Source organism: Streptomyces sp. NBC_01298, from assembly GCF_035978755.1.
GTDB lineage: Bacteria > Actinomycetota > Actinomycetes > Streptomycetales > Streptomycetaceae > Streptomyces.
The window spans coordinates 3,566,134-3,581,448 of the sequence record NZ_CP108414.1; the positions used below are offsets into that span (position 1 = coordinate 3,566,134).

Here is a 15,315-nt window from a genome sequence, read left to right on the forward strand (position 1 = left end):
TAACAGTGCACAACACACGGCACATCACCACGTGCAGGTCCGAAGCGGTGAGGGCGGGTTCGGGGCAATCCACAGGCCTCTGCCGGTGGGTGCCGTCGGCATGGTCGACGGCGCCCACCGGTCCTTCATTGCTTGATGCTGCGCGGAAAGGTGATCTCCACGCGGCGGTTCTTCTTGCGGCCTTCTTCTGTGCCGTTGTCGGCGATCGGGTAGTCCTCGCTGTAGCCGCGTACGTCGAAGGTGACGCTTGGGTTCGTCACCGTCTTCGCCAGCTCGGCCTGGACCGCGTCGGCGCGCTTCTTCGAGAGTTCCTTGCCGTGCTCGTAGCTGCCCTGGTCATCGGTGAAACCGAAGATCCGGACGGTGGTGGCCTTCTGGGTGTTGATCTCTTGCCCGATGGCCTGGATACGGGCGGCGGCCTGAGCGTTGAAGATGGCACTGTCCTCGGGGAACATCACCTCGGACTGCAGAGCCATCATGACGGTCTGGTTCGTCTCCTGGCGCCGTTCCTCGCCGCCGATGTCCTCGACTACCTCGACCATGTCGAGCACCTTGGGCGGCGCGAGGATGCCGCCCTGCGGGAGCTTGAGACCTGGGGAGTCGGACCTGATGGGCGTGGGCGCCGAGGCCGACGGTTCCGTACCCGGGGGTACAGACGGCGTGACATCGTCCGCATAGGCACTGGTCGCGCCGATGAAGTGGGCCCCGGCGATGACGAGGCCGGCGACGGCTGTGGCAGCTGTGATGCGATGGCGTTTGGTCATGGGTCACCCGGATATTTTGATGGTGGCCGCGGCAAAGGTCGGCAGACCGAACACGACCTCGGTGGTAGTGGCCGGTGGCGAGGGGAACTGCGCGAAGAAGGCTATGCTCTCCCCGCCCTTGATGAACTGGAGACCGGTAGTGCATGCACACCGTCCCTCTGTGTCACGCAGTACGAGGTAGCGCTTCTTGCCCGCGGCGTCGACCAGGCTTGCTCCGGCAACCGACCCGGGGCTCGCGGTCTTCTCCTCGCCGCGCAAGGTCCCGAGGTTGGAGACTGCCGCAGAACCTGTGTTCTTGATCTGTCCGCTGACGGTGACGTACCCATCTTGATCTCGTACAGCCGAATTTAGCTCTAGGACGAGCCCGGACGGACCTTGCGCCGAAGCGATCACTTCGAGAGGCCCCGAGCCCTTGCTCGCAGTGGGCTCGGGCTGCTGAGCGCTACTTCCCTGACTCTGGGGAGTCTCTGACTTCGGCGGCTCCTTCGCCTTCTCGCCACCTCCGCCGCATCCGGCCACCCCGAGGGCCAAGACCGCCGCAACCGCAACGGCCGCTCCCCCGCGGACCTTCGCCTTCTGCCGCATGCTCATGTACGCCGTTTCCTTGTCTCTCGTTCAATGTCAGTCGGTCAGTCGCACAACGAAGAGTTTCCTCGCCAGGTTGTTCAAGGAACCGGGATCCGACGGATTCACGATGATCACCGACCCGTCCCGGCACTGAATGTCGACCACCCCGCCACCCTCGGGCGGTGGCGGGGTGGTCGCTGGTTTCAGGGAGCACCGGGGTTCGATCACGGCCGTTGCCGTGGCGCGGGCATGCACGTTCTCGGTTCCCGGGATGACCGAATCACCGACCGTGCCGTTCGTTGTCACCGAGACGGTGAACTCCGGAACATCGAAATCGCATTCCGCAGTGGCGCCGTTCGTGTCGGCGAAGTCCCTCGCCGCGCCACAGGCTCCCTCGGTATCGAAGCGACGCCCCCTGATGATCTCCTCCCACTCTTCTGGTGTGAGGTTGAGGAGATTCCAGCCCGTGAGCGCGTTGTCCCGGACGTCCTGAGCAGCCGCGAGTGCCGCCGCATCGGCCGCACCCTGCGCATCGCTGCGCGTGGCCCCCGCCATCCCGACGACGACGAAGGCCAACGCAGCGAAGAGCAGGCAGGCCATCATTGCTACGTAGAAAGGCAGAACCTGTCCCCGATCACGAGAGCCCGCCGCGATCATCAGGTCGTAATGTCGCTCAAGACCTTTGAAATGGCACCCGAGATGTTGCCCGCGAGGCCAGATGCGATGATCGCCGCGATGATCAGCGCGATGATCACGATGATCCCCAGATATTCGAAGACCGTCTGCCCCTCGTCCGCACCACGCCGCAGCCGGTTCTTCCGTTCGACGATCGCCTTGAGCAGCTTGAGGTTCTGCATGGGAGTCCTCTCCAGACCTGGCGCCGTTGTCGGTTCGCGGACGGTACGTCGGCGCACCAGCAGTTGCAAAGGGTCCCGGGACCCAATTACGGACCCACTGCGCACTCCGTCTACCCATGGCCAGCCACCCCCGGACGGGCGGTTCCCAGCCAACGGGCTATCGCCTCGCTCCTCGTGGCGGTCTGGAGCTTCGCGAAGATCCGGTTGATGTGGTTCTTGACCGTCTTCTCGCTGATAAAGCAACTGGCCGCGATCTGTTGGTTACTCATGCCGGAAGCGATGAGACCCATGATCTCCTCCTCACGCGAACTCAGCCCGAACACGGCATGGTTGGGAAGACGCTCCGAAGACTGTCCCACAGTTCGTTGCGGATGCGAAGAGGCCCGGAGTTCCGTGAGCACCGCGCTCGCCGCCGTCGGGCTGAAGTGGGCCCGCCCTGCACCGACATCCCGGACGGCCGCCACGAGGTGATCCGGCGTGAATTCGCCGTGCACCAAGTAGCCGCCCGCACCCAGCAGCAGCGCCTCGCGGACGATCTCCGACTCCTGGCTGTACGTCAGCATCAGCACCGGGGCGAGCTGCACGAGGTGCGGTAGCGCCGAGATGCCGTCCACCCCCGGCATCCGGACGTCCAGCAGGGTGACGTCAGGGGTGTGGCGCCGCGTCAGGTGCAGCGCCTCGCGGCCGTCCGACGCCTCGGCCACCACTTCGATGTCCGCGGTGGCCAGCAGGGCCGCCAGGCCGGCCCGTACGACCGGGTTGTCGTCGGCGATCAGGACGCGCAGCGGTGCCATCACGCGTCCCTCCCCGCCGTGAGGGCAGACAGGGGCAGGGTCAGCCTGATCTGGGTCCCCGGACGCCCGCCGGGGCGGGCTCCGATGTGGAGCCGGGCTCCGATCGCCGCCGCTCGCTCCGCCATGCCCAGCAGGCCGAAGCGGCCCGCGCCGGGCAGTGCTGCGAGGTCGACGCCGTCGGGGAGGCCCCGGCCGTCGTCCTCGATCACCAGCACCAGGCCCGCGGCGGCGTCCACGGCGGCCTCCACCGTGATCCGGGTCGCCCCCGCGTGCCGTCGGGCGTTCTCCACCGCCTCCCCCGCCACCGCCAGCAGGTGGCGGGCCACCGGGGCGGGCACCACCGGGAGGGTGCCGGTCACGCGCAGCTCAGCCGTGTCAGGGCCGATCCGGGCCCGGAGTTCCGAGGCCAGGGACACCCCCGGCGCGTCCGGGTCCCGCCGCAGGTCGGTCAGTACGTCCCGGGACTCCGCCACCGCGCGGCGGGCCGCGCCCGACACCAGGGCGGCCTGGCGGCGCAGGGCCGTCGGATCCGTCGTGCGGGTCAGGGAGTCGGCGGCCAGGGCCAGGCCGTGCAGGGTCTTCGCGACGGAGTCGTGGAGCTCGCGGGCCAGGTGGTCCCGTTCGGCTTGGACCGCCTCCGCCACCGCCAGGCGGGCTCGGGTCTCCAGCAGGGCCTGGCCGGCCGTTCCGAAGCGGAGGAGCAGGCCGCGCAGGGCGGCACCGGCCGCGCCCGCCAGGACGCAGAGCACCGCCAGCGTCAGGGCCTCGGCGACCACCGCCACCACGGCCGCCTGGACCACCGCGTAGACCGCCGCGCCGGGCCGGCCGTAGACGATCCCGGCGAGCAGCGGAGTGCACACCGAGGCGAGGAGGAGCGGGGAGCCGGGGGTGGCCGTCAGGAACAGGAGTCCGCCGAAGAACGCCCAGTCGACCGCGAGCGGCCAGCGGTGACGCAGGAGCAGCGGTCCGAAGCGCTCCCAGTCGCGGAGCAGGACGTAGGAGAGGAGGAAGGTGAGCAGGACGGCGCCGCCCGCCAGGTGCGTCGGTGCGCCGGGTGGGGTGCGGCTGAGCACCACCGGCGTGGCGAGGGCGATCATCACCAGGCGGAAGGCGAAGACCTGGCGGCACAGCGCCCGCAGGGCGTTGACCTGGAGGGAGATCGGCAGCTTCACCGCGGGGCGCGGGGACGGCTGGTCCCGTGCGGCGGCGAAAGCCGTGACGTCGTCCAGCGAGACGGTCATGGCTCAGCCGCCCCCGAACAGGGCGCCGAAGTCGACGTCGGCTCCGTAGATGAACCCGCCGATCAGCAGGATCATCGTGCCGGGCAGCATGAAGGTGGTGACCGCGAAGGTCGCCCGCGGGATGGCCTTGGCGGCCCGGCGGCGGGCGTTCTGGGCGTCCGTGCGGCGCATGTCCTCGGCGATGGCGATCAGGGTGTCGACGATCGGGGAGCCCAGTTCCTCGCCCTGCTGGAGGGCGGTGACGAACTGCGCCACCTGCTCGGAGTCGTTGCGCCTGCGCAGCTCGTCGAAGGCCTGGCGGCGGCTGACGCCCATGGTCATCTGTTGCAGGGTGATCCGGATCTCGTCGGACCAGGGGCCCTCGTACTTGTCCGCGACCCGTTCCAGCGCCGGCCGGAAGCCGATCCCGGCGCTGACGACCACCGCCAGGACGTCCAGGAAGTCGGGCAGGGTCCGCTCGATGTGGTCGCGGCGGATCCGGATCGCCGACCAGAGGCCCGCCTCGATCCAGAACAGGCCGAAGGCGACCATGAGGAGGGCGAGGATCAGCTGCCCGTTGATCAGCATGGCGAAGGCGCCGACGCCGCCGAGGAAGGCGTAGACCGCGCGGCGTGCGGCGTAGCGGTCGATGGTGAGGCCGGAGGGGTTGCCCGCCGTGTCGATCTGGCGGCGCTTGCGGTCCACCCGGTCCGGGCCCATCAGGCGCAGTATCAGCGGCGCGTACCGGATTCCGGCGCGGTCGATGAGCGAGCCGACGGCCGTCGTACGGGTGGCGCCGACCTCCAGGGCCAGCATCAGGTCGCTGGGAAGCTTGGTTTCGGAGCGGTAGAGCCGGATGCCGTGGAAGATGCCGAAGACCGACAGGGCGAAGGCCAGGGCCAGGAGCAGCGCGATCATTCCGGCCTCCTCAGACGGCGATCTTGGTCAGGCGGCGGATGAAGAGGAAGCCGAGCGCGAAGAGCCCCAGGGCGACCAGGACTGCGGTCTGGCCGATGACGGACCCCGTCATGCGGTCCAGGGCGCCCGGCATCATCGCGTCCACCAGGAGCAGCGAGCCGACGCCCATGACCGGTACCAGGTAGGCCGTGGCCGTCACCTGGGAGAGTTGGGTACGGACTTCACGGCGGGTTTCCTTGCGCTGTTCCAGCGTCACCGTGAGGTTGCGCAGGCTGCCCACGATCGCGCCGCCCGCGCGGGCGGACAGGACGAGGGTGGCGACGAGGACGACCAGTTCCCGGGAGGGCAGCCGCTGCTCGATCTCGCTCAGGGCCTCCTCCATGGAGTGGCCCACGGCGAGCCGGTCGGCCACCCGGGCCAGCTCCTCGCCGGCCGGTGCCTCCAGTTCCTCGGCGGCCATGCCGATGGCGGTGCGCAGGGCCAGGCCGGCCTGGGTGGCGTTGGCGAGGATCCGGGCCAGGTCGGGGAGCTGGTTGATGAACCGCTCGGTGCGGCGCGTCCGCTGCCAGTTGAGGAAGGCGTTGGCCCCCCACAGGGCGATCAGGCCGGCCACCGGCCCGAAGAACGGTGCCAGGAAGGAACCCGCCACCAGCCAGATCCCGGCGACCGTGGCCAGCATGTAGACGAAGTACTCGCCGACGCTGAGGTCCAGGCCGGTCACCGCGAGCTTGCTCTCGATGCCGAGGCCCAGCCTGGTCCTGCGCAGGCGCCGGTCCAGGCCGCGGAAGCGGCGCCTGCGGCCGAGGGGTTCGGGCAGGCCGCTCGCCGAGAGCCGCTCGATGAGCGCGGCGCGCTGGGCGCGGCCGGTGGCGTAGGCGTGGATGCCGAGGACCGCCAGCACGCAGGTCAGCAGCGTGGCGCCGAGGGTGAGGGAGATCAGTGGGTTCACAGGGCATTCCGGGTGATGCGGCCGGTGCGGGGGTCGGGGAGGGGGAGGGGGCCAGTGAGCGGGTCGGTGAAGGGGGCGTCCGCCGGTGCGACCCCGAAGGCCTGCGGGATCGGCTGGTTGTTCATGTAGAGGCGGTCCGCGAGCCAGCGCGGCAGCGGGTAGTACTCGAAGCGGCCGTGGACGCGGCCGTCCGGTCCCATGGGCTGGGCGGCGAAGCGGCAGACCGTCGTGATGCGGAAGGGCTCGCGGCCGTGCGAGTCGAGGAGGGAGATCTCGGTGATGCGGCGGGCGCCGTCGCCGAAGCGGGTGAGCTGGACGATGATGTTCACGGCGCTGTTGATCTGGTCCTGGAGCGCCTCGAAGGGGACCTCCACCTCCGACATCGAGGCGAGGGTCTGCAGGCGCATCAGGGCGTCGATGGCGCTGTTCGCGTGGACCGTGGCGAGCGACCCGTCGTGGCCGGTGGACATCGCCTGGAGCATGTCGAGCGTCTCGCCGCCGCGGACCTCGCCGACGATGATGCGGTCGGGGCGCATGCGCAGGGAGTTGCGGACCAGGTCGCGGATGGTGATCTGGCCCTTGCCCTCCACGTTGGCGGGGCGGGATTCGAGCCGGATGACGTGCGCCTGCTGGAGCTGGAGCTCGGCGGAGTCCTCAATGGTGATGATGCGCTCGCCCTCGGGGATGAGTCCGGAGAGGGCGTTGAGGAGGGTGGTCTTCCCGGTGCCGGTGGCGCCGGAGACGATCACGTTCAGTTTGGCCGTCACCAGGCCCGACAGGAGCAGGAGCATCTGCTCGTCGAGGGAGCCCAGGCCGATCATCTCGTGCAGGGTGAAGGCGCGGGGGAAGCGGCGGATCGTGAGGGTGGCGCCGGTCAGGGAGAGCGGCGGGATGATCACGTTGACGCGCTCGCCGCTGGGCAGGCGGGCGTCGACCATCGGATTGGCCTCGTCCACACGGCGGTTGACCGTGGAGACGATGCGCTCGATGGTCTGCATCAGCTGCTCGTGCGAGGCGAAGCGGAGCGGGAGCTGCTCCACGCGGCCGGAGCGCTCCACGAAGATCTGGTCGGGGCCGTTGACCATGATCTCGGAGATGGTGGGGTCTTCGAGGAGCGGTTCGAGCACGCCGAGGCCGAGGGCCTCGTCCACGACGCGGCGGATGAGCTGGGCACGCTCGACGGTGGAGAGGACCGGCCCCTCGCGGCTGATGATGTGGCCGAGTACGCGCTCCAGGCGCGCGCGGCGCTCGGCGGGCGCGAGCGCGGACATCTCGGCGAGGTCGATCTCCTCGAGCAGCTTGGCGCGGTACGAGGAGACCAGGCGGCCGTCCTCGCGCGGATTGTGCCGCTCGTCGGGGGTGTTGACCCTGGAACGCAGGCTCATGGTCCGTTCACCTCGGGGTCGTCGTTGGGCATGACGGCACTCCGGATGACCGGACGGTCGGCAACTCCGGGCACGATGGATTCGATCTGGAGGGTCACCGTCACCCGGACCGCGTCCCGGGTGCTGGCCACACTGATCTCCGCACCTCCCGCGAGACTCGGCCTGATCGCCTGCCTGCCGGCGTCGGCCCCCGCACCCGGATCGCGCGCCTCCACGCGCGCCGCCGTACGAGCGGCGGTCTGGGCCTGCTGGGTCACGTAGGCGGCCCAGCCGAGCTGCATGCCGGCGAGACCCACCAGCAGCAGGATGGGGAGGAACCCGAGGTACTCCAGGGCGATTTCGCCCCTGTCGCGGTGGGCCGCGTCGCGCTGGCCGCGGCGGATGCCGCGGATGGCACGGATCCCGCTCCTGATCCGGTTCATCTCACTCCTCCTCCTCGGCCGGGGAGCCGCCCGTGCCGGTGATGGGGACGCCGATGTTGAACCCGGGGAACAGGATCGGGAGGTTGAGACGGACCTCGGCCTTGTAGACGTTCCCCGATTTCCCGCAGGTCGCGCTCATGTTCCAGGCGCTGCCGATGTGCTCGCCCGCGGCCTCCTGGCACGCACCCGCTCCGTGCACCGCACCGGCCCGCGCCGCCTCGTCGGCGGCGTTTCCGGCCAGGGAGAAGGCGTAGCCGATCAGCACGCACTCCCACACCGCCACCACGGCCAGCAGGATGTAGGGCATCATGCCGACGAACTCGATCACGAGCTGCCCGTCGTCCCCCCGCTCCCGCCACCGGAACCGTCTGCGACCCGCCGCCCCTCGACCCGCCACCCCTCAGCCCTCCCGCCCGCGCCGCGACCACGGTCCGATGGCGCCCCGGTCGCCCCGGCCGCGCAGCCGGGCCACCGGCCCGGAGCCGCGTACGGCCAGGGCCGCGCCGGGCTCTGCGGCTGCCGGGGCGGCCTTGGTGGTCGGGGCTTCCTGGGTCTCCGGGGCGGTCAGCAGGCCCAGTTCGCCCGCCACCGTCCACAGGGCCTGCTTGACCGTCGAGCGGTTGTCGAGGTCCTGGACGCGGCCCGCGTCGACGACGGCCTGGAGTTCCTTGAAGGCCGCCGGTACGGGGGTGCGTACCGACCGGGTCTTGGTGATCTTCTCGATCAGCGCGGGCTGGATCTCGGTCTGCTTGGACCAGCGGTTGACGACCATCGTGGTCTCCTCGGCCTTCCTCACCTGGAGCCGTTCCCACATGCGGACCATGCGCTTGGCCGCCCGTACCGCGACCACGTCCGGGGTCGTGACCAGGACGGCCACGTCCGCGAGTTCCACCGCGGCCGCGTTGGCGCCGGTCATCTGGGTGCCGCAGTCGATGACGACGAGCTCGTAGCGGGTGCGCAGGGCGGCGATCACGTGCCGGGCGGCCCGGTCGTCGACCTCCTCGCCGCGTTCCCCGTCGGCCGGGGCCAGGAGGAGCGCGAGGCCGGTGCGGTCGTCGTAGACGGCGTCCGACAGGACCCGCGGGGAGATGTCCTGGATGCCGGCGAGGTCGGCGATGGAGCGGCGGAACTGCACGTCGAGGTAGGAGCCGACGTCGCCGGCCTGGAGGTCCAGGTCGACCAGGGCCGTGCGCCGGCCCGCGGCCACCGCGGCGAGCGCGAACTGCACGGCCGCGAAGGTGGCTCCGACCCCGCCCTTGGCCCCGGTGACCGTGACCACCCTGCCGCCCGGGCCGCTGGGCAGTTCCGGGCCCCGGCCCAGGTGGCGGCGTACGCCCACGGACCACTGGGCGGCGGCCTGGACGCGGGCGGCGAGCTCCTCGTAGGCGAGGGGCAGGCCGATCAGGCCGCGGGCGCCGGAGTCCATGGCGGCGGAGAAGAGCGCGGGGCTCGCGTCGGAGGTGACGAGGACGACGCCGACGGCGGGGAAGCGCAGGGCGACCTCGCGGACGAGGTCCAGGACGGGGAGCGGACCGATCCGCTCGTGTACGAGGACCACCTCGGGCAGTTCGTCGATCGACTCGGCGGCGAGCCGGGCGAGCGTGTCGAGGAGGAAGGTGGAGTCGGGGACGGGGGCGGCCGGCTCGGCGCCCGGGAGCTGGCTGAGGAGGGTGGCGATGACGCGGGCGGACTCCGGGTCGCCGACCGCGGGGAGGATGCGAGTGGTCATCGGCGCCTCACTTGTCCCCTTCGAGGGTGTAGAAGTGGTCGCCCGGGTTGGGCGCCGAGTTGGTGCCGGGGGCCACCAGGGCCAGGCGTACGTGCACCGCGAAGGACTCCGCGTAGGCGACGCGCTGGGTGTCCTTGGTGGACAGGGCGAAGGTGATCGGGACGGCGTCGGTGGGGCTCTTCTTGTCCGCGTCCTTGGTGTCGAGCGGGGTGAGCTTGCCGACGTTGATGACGCGGGCGTTGGCCACCATGAGGACGGACAGGTCCGGGTCGGTGGGCTTCTTGGCCTTGTAGGTGCCGATGATGTTGACCTTGGCGCCGGGGGTGATCTTGCCCGCGACCCCCGTGGAGGCGTCGATCATGATGGCGATCTCCTGCTCCCCGGCCTGGAGCTTCGGCTTGTCGACGAACATGTCGCTCTGGAGGAGCGAGCCCTTCTTCAGGGACGTGAGCGCCAGCTTGTCCCTGAGGACGGCCAGGTCGGTGACGGCGGTCCCGGACAGCCACCGCTTCGGGACCGTGACCTCCTCGAACTGGCCTGCCGCCAGCGGGGTGTACGGGGCTATGTCGCCCTTCACCCGGTAGGCGGTGACCTCGTTGCCGACCTTGGAGTTGACGTCGCCCATCACCACGAGAACTCCGCCGAAGGCGGCGAGGGCGCACAGGACCGACAGGATCAGCAGGATGACGCCGCGGCGCTGGCGTGAGTTCATGGCCGTCTTACCTCGCCGTTCTTCATTCGTTCGGGCCGGTCAGTGTCTGGATCTGGATCTGGGACGGAGCCGCGCCGATGCGGCGGGCGCCGATGGGGCGGGCGCCGACGCCGTCGGCGGCGGGGCCGCCGGTGCGAGGAGCGGGGCGGCGCAGAAGCCGCAGCGGTCGCCGATGAGTTCGAAGCCGCACCAGCGGCATTCCTCGCGGCGGACCGAGGCGACGAGCTGGTAGAGCACCGAGGGGTCCGGGATGGCGGCCGCGAACTCCACCAGCTTCGGCGTGGCCCACCAGGCGGCCGAGTCGGCGGGCAGCGGGTTCTCCATGACGCCCTGGACCCGCCAGGCGGGGGCCAGGTCGGAGGCCACCCAGTCGGAGGTGAGCTGGCCGCGGGCGAAGGTGAGGTGGGTGGCGAAGTCGGGGCCCGGGGGGAGCGTGGCGCCGCCGCCGTGGGTTCCGCCGGAGCCCGAGCCCAGTTTGACCAGGTGCGGGGCCGGGTGGGCCAGTACGGCGAACTGGGCGTTCGGGGACCAGGACCTGGCGTGCGCCTTCAGCCCGACCGGCACCCGGTCCAGCTTGGCGACCGAGCCGAGCAGGGCGCCCGCGTAGATGTAGTGCGCGAGCAGGCGGGCGGCGGAGGCGAGCACTCCGGGGCTGAAGTCGCAGACGCTGAGCTGGCGCAGCTGACGCACCAGCAGGGCGAATCCCAGCGGCGGGAGATCGACGTCGACGAGCGCGATCCGGTCGGTTTCCAGGATGGCCCGGACGGTGTGCAGGCGGCGGACGGCGGAGACGCGGAGCCAGGTCGGTACGAGGACCACCAGGTGGCCGTGGCGCTCCAGCAGGCCGGCCGTCTGGGCGAGCGCGCCCTCGAGGTCGAGCTCCTCGGGCGGCGGGAGTACGGCGGCGGCCGGGGTGTGCCGGTCCGGGGCCGGCAGCACCAGATCGGCGCTGGTGACAGCAATGGCGATCGGCACGCGCATCCCCCCGTTCACCCGGACGTCCACGGGCGTTCCCCTGACCGCGGCGGGTGCGCGCATGCTGCGCGACCGCAAACGATCAACACCCTTCCCCCTTGCCCCAGCACCATATCCACGTCCTTCCTGACAGGGCAGGGCCTTGCGCATTCCCGTGCCACGGGCACGTGTCACGGAGGGCGGGAAAATCCGGACAAGAAGGATCGCAAGTCGACGGTCAGGTCGATCAGTTCAAGCCATATCGCAAACACTCTTGACATGGACATTGGACTAGACCAACTTGGCTGCGGGGCACCCCACTTGCCCCGGACTTGCCGCGCAACCCGTTCTGACGCGTTCTCACTTCCCCACTCCCCCCACGGAGCCCACGTGAACCGCATACGCTCCCTCGCCGTCCCGCTCGCCGTGACCCTCGCCGCCGGCGGGCTCACAGCCCTGGCCGCCGGCACCGCCCAGGCCGCCGACGTCAACGTCGTCCGCAACGGCGGCTTCGAGTCCGGCCTCGCCAACTGGACCTGTACCTCCGGCAGCGGCGCCGTCGTCTCCTCCCCCGTCTTCGCGGGGGCCGGCGCCCTCAAGGCCACCCCCTCGGGCCAGGACAACGCCCGGTGCAGCCAGGTCGTCACCGTCAAGCCGAGCTCGACCTACACGCTCAGCGAGCAGGTCAACGGCTCGTACGTGTACCTCGGCGCGACCGGGACCGGCACCCAGGACGTCTCCACCTGGACCCCCGGCACCGGCGGCGGCTTCCAGAAGCTGTCCACCACCTTCACCACCGGCCCGAGCACCACCCAGGTCACCGTCTACACCCACGGCTGGTACGGCCAGCCGGGCTTCGTGGTCGACGAGTTCAGCGTCTTCGGCCCCGACGGCGGAGGCGGCACCGACCCCTCGCCGACCATTCCCGGCGCACCGTCCGGCAGCGCCGTTTCCGGCCAGAGCTCCAGCGGGCTCACCCTTTCGTGGAACACCGTCAGCGGGGCCGCCGGGTATTACGTGTATCAGGACGGCGTCCGCGTCCAGACCGTGACCTCGGGCACCTCCGCGCAGATCACCGGGCTCGCCGCGTCGACCACGTACTCCTTCCAGGTGAGCGCGTACAACGCGGCCGGCGAGGGCGTGAAGGGCGCGGCCGTCCCCGGCACCACCACGAGCGGCGGGGGCGGCAACCCGAACCCCTCGGTGCCCAAGCACGCGGTGACGGGCTACTGGCAGAACTTCAACAACGGCGCGACCGTCCAGAAGATCTCCGACGTCTCCGCGCAGTACGACATCATCGCCGTCTCCTTCGCCGACGCCACGAGCACGCCCGGCGGCATCACCTTCAACCTCGACTCGGCCGGCCTGGGCGGCTACACGGTCCCCCAGTTCAAGGCGGACATCGCCGCGAAGAAGGCGGCCGGCAAGTCCGTCATCCTCTCCATCGGCGGCGAGAAGGGCACGATCTCGGTCAACGACGGGACGTCCGCGACCAACCTCGCGAACTCCGCGTACGCCCTGATGCAGGAGTACGGCTTCACCGGGATCGACATCGACCTGGAGAACGGCCTGAACCCGACCTACATGACCCAGGCGCTGCGCGCCCTGGCCGCGAAGGCCGGCCCCTCGCTCGTCCTCACCATGGCCCCGCAGACCATCGACATGCAGTCGACGCAGGGCGGCTACTTCAAGACGGCTCTCGCGGTGAAGGACATCCTGACCGTCGTCAACATGCAGTACTACAACAGCGGCGCGATGCTCGGCTGCGACGGCAAGGTCTACTCCCAGGGCTCGGTGGACTTCCTCACCGCGCTGGCCTGCATCCAGCTGGAGGGCGGGCTCGACGCCTCGCAGGTCGGCATCGGGGTCCCGGCCTCCCCCAGCGGCGCGGGCAGCGGCTACGTCTCGCCGACCATCGTGAACAACGCGCTGGACTGCCTCGCCCGGGGCACGAGCTGCGGCACCTTCAAGCCCTCGAAGACCTACCCGGGTCTGCGCGGCGCGATGACCTGGTCGACCAACTGGGACGCCAAAGCGGGTAGCGCTTGGTCCAACGCGGTGGGTCCCAAGGTCCACGGCCTGCCGTAGCAGGTAGGTGTGTGGGGATGGCTGGTTTGAGGTTCTTGACCCGGACATGCCACGAGAGCACGCTGTGCGCGTCCGCACGGCTACCCCCACACTCCCACCCAGGAGAAACGCATGCGGCTCCACCACCGCCGAAGGGCCGCCGTCACGGCGGCCCTTCTCGCGCTCGCGCTCGGCGCACCCGCCTACGGCCTGAGCGCGACGGCCGCCCCGCCGCCCACCCCCTCGACCGCCACCCAGGACGAGGCGATCGTCCAGTACGAGATCCAGGGCCCGGCCACCGCGGTCGAGCGCACCGCCCTGCTCCGTACCGGCGCCTCCATCGACGAGGTGGACACGCGCTCGGTCGTCGTCAGCGCCGACACCATGCAGGCCACCAAGCTGCGCGCCCTCGGCTACAAGCTGACCGCGCTGCCCGGGCCGCCGGACCGCCGGGACGAGCGCGACATCGCCGCCGGGATCAACGATTTCCCGTCGAAGGACGCGCTCTACCACAACTACGCCGAGGCGAGCGCGGAGATCGACCAGCGCATCGCCCAGTACCCCGCGCTCATGAGCAAGCGGGTCATCGGCAAGTCCTACCAGGGCCGGGACCTCGTCGCGATCAAGATCAGCGACAACGTCGCGACCGACGAGGCCGAGCCCGAGGTGCTCTTCACCGCGCACCAGCACGCCCGTGAGCACCTGACCGTCGAGATGGCCCTGTACCTGCTCAAGGAGTTCGGCTCCAAGTACGGGACGGACTCGCGCGTCACCAACATGGTCAACGGCCGCGAGATCTGGATCATCCCGGACCTCAACCCGGACGGCGGCGAGTACGACATCGCCTCCGGCTCCTACCGCTCCTGGCGCAAGAACCGGCAGCCCAACGCCGGCTCCTCCTACGTCGGCACGGACGAGAACCGCAACTGGAACTACAAGTGGGGCTGCTGCGGCGGCTCCAGCAGCAGCAAGAGCTCCGAGACCTACCGGGGCGCGGCCGCCGAGTCGGCGCCCGAGGTGAAGGTGGTCTCGGACTTCGTGCGCAGCCGGGTGGTCGGCGGCAAGCAGCAGATCACGGCCGCCATCGACTTCCACACGTACAGCGAGCTCGTGCTGTGGCCGTTCGGGTGGACGTACAACGACACCGCGCCCGGACTGACCGCGGACGACCTGGCCGTGTACAAGAAGATCGGCACCAGCATGGCGGCCAGCAACGGCTACACGCCGGAGCAGTCGAGCGACCTGTACATCACGGACGGGACCATCGACGACTGGCTGTGGGGCAACCAGAAGATCTTCGCCTACACCTTCGAGATGTACCCGACGGACTCGGGCAGCAGCGGCTTCTACCCGCCCGACGAGGTCATCGACCGCGAGACCGCGCGCAACAAGGACGCGGTGCTGCAGCTCCTGGAGAACGCGGACTGCATGTACCGGTCGATCGGCAAGCAGGCGCAGTACTGCCCGTAGTGCTCGCGGCGCCGGTCGTCGTGTGAACCGGGGGCGCCCCACCGCCAGGGGGGCGCCCCTTCGCCGTCCGCGCCCGAACGTCCGCGCCCGCCGTCAGAGGCGGGCCGCCGCCAGCCAGGTGGTCACGGCGGCGGCGAGCAGGAGCGTGATGTTCAGGGCGATCCGGCGGTCCCCGCGGGCCAGGTGGACCACGGTCGCACCGATCTGAAGGAGGACGAATCCCCCGGCCGCGGCCGGGGCGAGCCAGGGCGCGATGCCCGTCAGCGGCGGGAGGACCAGGCCGGCGGCGCCGAGCACCTCGACCGCCCCGATGGCCCGGACGGCCGGCATGGGCGTGTCGTCCACCCAGGCCATCATCGGGCGGAGCTCCTCGCGGCCGCGGACCAGCTTCACCCCGCCCGCGTAGAGGTAGAAGAGGGCCAGCAGGCCCGCGGTGATCCAGAAGGCGACGTTCATGGGTCCCATTGCACGGCCAGGGCGCCGCGCCCGTCCAAGACCTGTTCCGCG

At 70.4% G+C, this 15,315-nt stretch carries 17 protein-coding genes; 2 read left to right on the forward strand and 15 right to left on the reverse strand.

Going from position 1 to position 15,315, the window contains the following annotated elements:
- Positions 1-125: 125 nt before the first annotated feature.
- The 14 genes from OG730_RS15920 to OG730_RS15985 form a co-directional block, all read right to left on the reverse strand.
- Positions 126-764 carry an OmpA family protein gene (locus tag OG730_RS15920; RefSeq protein ID WP_327304875.1) on the reverse strand — a complete coding sequence of 213 codons (639 nt, stop codon included), beginning with the start codon at positions 762-764 and terminating at the stop codon, positions 126-128.
- A 3-nt stretch (positions 765-767) separates the two neighbouring features.
- Positions 768-1,355 carry a hypothetical protein gene (locus OG730_RS15925; RefSeq protein WP_327304876.1) on the reverse strand — a complete coding sequence of 196 codons (588 nt, stop codon included), beginning with the start codon at positions 1,353-1,355 and terminating at the stop codon, positions 768-770.
- A 30-nt stretch (positions 1,356-1,385) separates the two neighbouring features.
- Positions 1,386-1,988, reverse strand: coding sequence for a pilus assembly protein TadG-related protein (locus OG730_RS15930; RefSeq protein WP_327304877.1), 603 nt, complete (start codon positions 1,986-1,988; stop codon positions 1,386-1,388).
- Positions 1,988-2,188: a zinc ribbon domain-containing protein gene (locus OG730_RS15935; RefSeq protein ID WP_327304878.1), complete on the reverse strand. Its 201-nt coding sequence runs from the start codon at positions 2,186-2,188 to the stop codon at positions 1,988-1,990. The genes OG730_RS15930 and OG730_RS15935 overlap by 1 nt, the downstream gene beginning before the upstream one ends.
- Positions 2,189-2,298: 110 nt before the next feature.
- Complete coding sequence (locus OG730_RS15940) at positions 2,299-2,982, reverse strand: response regulator (RefSeq protein WP_327309281.1); 684 nt, start codon at positions 2,980-2,982, stop codon at positions 2,299-2,301.
- Entirely contained in the window at positions 2,982-4,223 is a 1,242-nt protein-coding gene (locus OG730_RS15945; protein WP_327304879.1) for a sensor histidine kinase, read from the reverse strand. The genes OG730_RS15940 and OG730_RS15945 overlap by 1 nt, the downstream gene beginning before the upstream one ends.
- Before the next feature lie 3 nt (positions 4,224-4,226).
- Positions 4,227-5,117: a DUF5936 domain-containing protein gene (locus tag OG730_RS15950; protein ID WP_327309282.1), complete on the reverse strand. Its 891-nt coding sequence runs from the start codon at positions 5,115-5,117 to the stop codon at positions 4,227-4,229.
- Between the two features lie 13 nt (positions 5,118-5,130).
- Entirely contained in the window at positions 5,131-6,069 is a 939-nt protein-coding gene (locus OG730_RS15955) for a type II secretion system F family protein (protein WP_327304880.1), read from the reverse strand.
- Complete coding sequence (locus OG730_RS15960) at positions 6,066-7,454, reverse strand: TadA family conjugal transfer-associated ATPase (RefSeq protein WP_327304881.1); 1,389 nt, start codon at positions 7,452-7,454, stop codon at positions 6,066-6,068. Before OG730_RS15960 ends, OG730_RS15955 begins: the two co-directional genes overlap by 4 nt.
- On the reverse strand, positions 7,451-7,876 hold the full coding sequence (locus OG730_RS15965) for a TadE/TadG family type IV pilus assembly protein (protein ID WP_327304882.1): 426 nt from the start codon (positions 7,874-7,876) through the stop codon (positions 7,451-7,453). Before OG730_RS15965 ends, OG730_RS15960 begins: the two co-directional genes overlap by 4 nt.
- A gap of 1 nt (position 7,877) precedes the next feature.
- Positions 7,878-8,204 carry a TadE/TadG family type IV pilus assembly protein gene (locus OG730_RS15970; RefSeq protein ID WP_327304883.1) on the reverse strand — a complete coding sequence of 109 codons (327 nt, stop codon included), beginning with the start codon at positions 8,202-8,204 and terminating at the stop codon, positions 7,878-7,880.
- Positions 8,205-8,276: 72 nt separating this feature from the next.
- A complete protein-coding gene (locus tag OG730_RS15975; RefSeq protein WP_327304884.1) occupies positions 8,277-9,605 on the reverse strand; it encodes a CpaE/TadZ family protein in 1,329 nt (442 codons plus the stop codon).
- 7 nt (positions 9,606-9,612) lie between these two features.
- Positions 9,613-10,317, reverse strand: coding sequence for a Flp pilus assembly protein CpaB (gene cpaB / locus OG730_RS15980; RefSeq protein WP_327304885.1), 705 nt, complete (start codon positions 10,315-10,317; stop codon positions 9,613-9,615).
- Between the two features lie 39 nt (positions 10,318-10,356).
- Positions 10,357-11,298 (reverse strand): hypothetical protein, encoded by a 942-nt coding sequence (locus tag OG730_RS15985; RefSeq protein WP_327309283.1) that lies wholly within the window; start codon positions 11,296-11,298, stop codon positions 10,357-10,359.
- Positions 11,299-11,661: 363 nt separating this feature from the next.
- On the opposite strand from OG730_RS15985, the gene OG730_RS15990 reads away from it, so the two are divergent.
- Positions 11,662-13,359: a chitinase gene (locus OG730_RS15990; RefSeq protein ID WP_442814932.1), complete on the forward strand. Its 1,698-nt coding sequence runs from the start codon at positions 11,662-11,664 to the stop codon at positions 13,357-13,359.
- 111 nt (positions 13,360-13,470) lie between these two features.
- Positions 13,471-14,808: a M14 family metallopeptidase gene (locus OG730_RS15995; protein WP_327304886.1), complete on the forward strand. Its 1,338-nt coding sequence runs from the start codon at positions 13,471-13,473 to the stop codon at positions 14,806-14,808.
- 93 nt (positions 14,809-14,901) lie between these two features.
- Here the strand turns inward: OG730_RS15995 and OG730_RS16000 are convergent, their stop codons facing one another.
- Positions 14,902-15,264: a DoxX family protein gene (locus OG730_RS16000; protein ID WP_327304887.1), complete on the reverse strand. Its 363-nt coding sequence runs from the start codon at positions 15,262-15,264 to the stop codon at positions 14,902-14,904.
- Positions 15,265-15,315: the final 51 nt, after the last annotated feature.

Bases quoted from the DNA above. Each gene is read 5' to 3' on its own strand.
- OG730_RS15940 (WP_327309281.1), bottom strand. From the start codon at position 2,982: ATGGCACCGCTGCGCGTCCTGATCGCCGACGACAACCCGGTCGTACGG.
- OG730_RS15935 (WP_327304878.1), bottom strand. From the start codon at position 2,188: ATGCAGAACCTCAAGCTGCTCAAGGCGATCGTCGAACGGAAGAACCGG.
- OG730_RS15965 (WP_327304882.1), bottom strand. From the start codon at position 7,876: ATGAACCGGATCAGGAGCGGGATCCGTGCCATCCGCGGCATCCGCCGC.
- OG730_RS15945 (WP_327304879.1), bottom strand. From the start codon at position 4,223: ATGACCGTCTCGCTGGACGACGTCACGGCTTTCGCCGCCGCACGGGAC.
- OG730_RS15925 (WP_327304876.1), bottom strand. From the start codon at position 1,355: ATGAGCATGCGGCAGAAGGCGAAGGTCCGCGGGGGAGCGGCCGTTGCG.
- OG730_RS15995 (WP_327304886.1), top strand. From the start codon at position 13,471: ATGCGGCTCCACCACCGCCGAAGGGCCGCCGTCACGGCGGCCCTTCTC.
- OG730_RS15920 (WP_327304875.1), bottom strand. From the start codon at position 764: ATGACCAAACGCCATCGCATCACAGCTGCCACAGCCGTCGCCGGCCTC.
- OG730_RS15960 (WP_327304881.1), bottom strand. From the start codon at position 7,454: ATGAGCCTGCGTTCCAGGGTCAACACCCCCGACGAGCGGCACAATCCG.
- OG730_RS16000 (WP_327304887.1), bottom strand. From the start codon at position 15,264: ATGAACGTCGCCTTCTGGATCACCGCGGGCCTGCTGGCCCTCTTCTAC.
- OG730_RS15985 (WP_327309283.1), bottom strand. From the start codon at position 11,298: ATGCGCGTGCCGATCGCCATTGCTGTCACCAGCGCCGATCTGGTGCTG.
- OG730_RS15975 (WP_327304884.1), bottom strand. From the start codon at position 9,605: ATGACCACTCGCATCCTCCCCGCGGTCGGCGACCCGGAGTCCGCCCGC.
- cpaB (WP_327304885.1), bottom strand. From the start codon at position 10,317: ATGAACTCACGCCAGCGCCGCGGCGTCATCCTGCTGATCCTGTCGGTC.
- OG730_RS15930 (WP_327304877.1), bottom strand. From the start codon at position 1,988: ATGATCGCGGCGGGCTCTCGTGATCGGGGACAGGTTCTGCCTTTCTAC.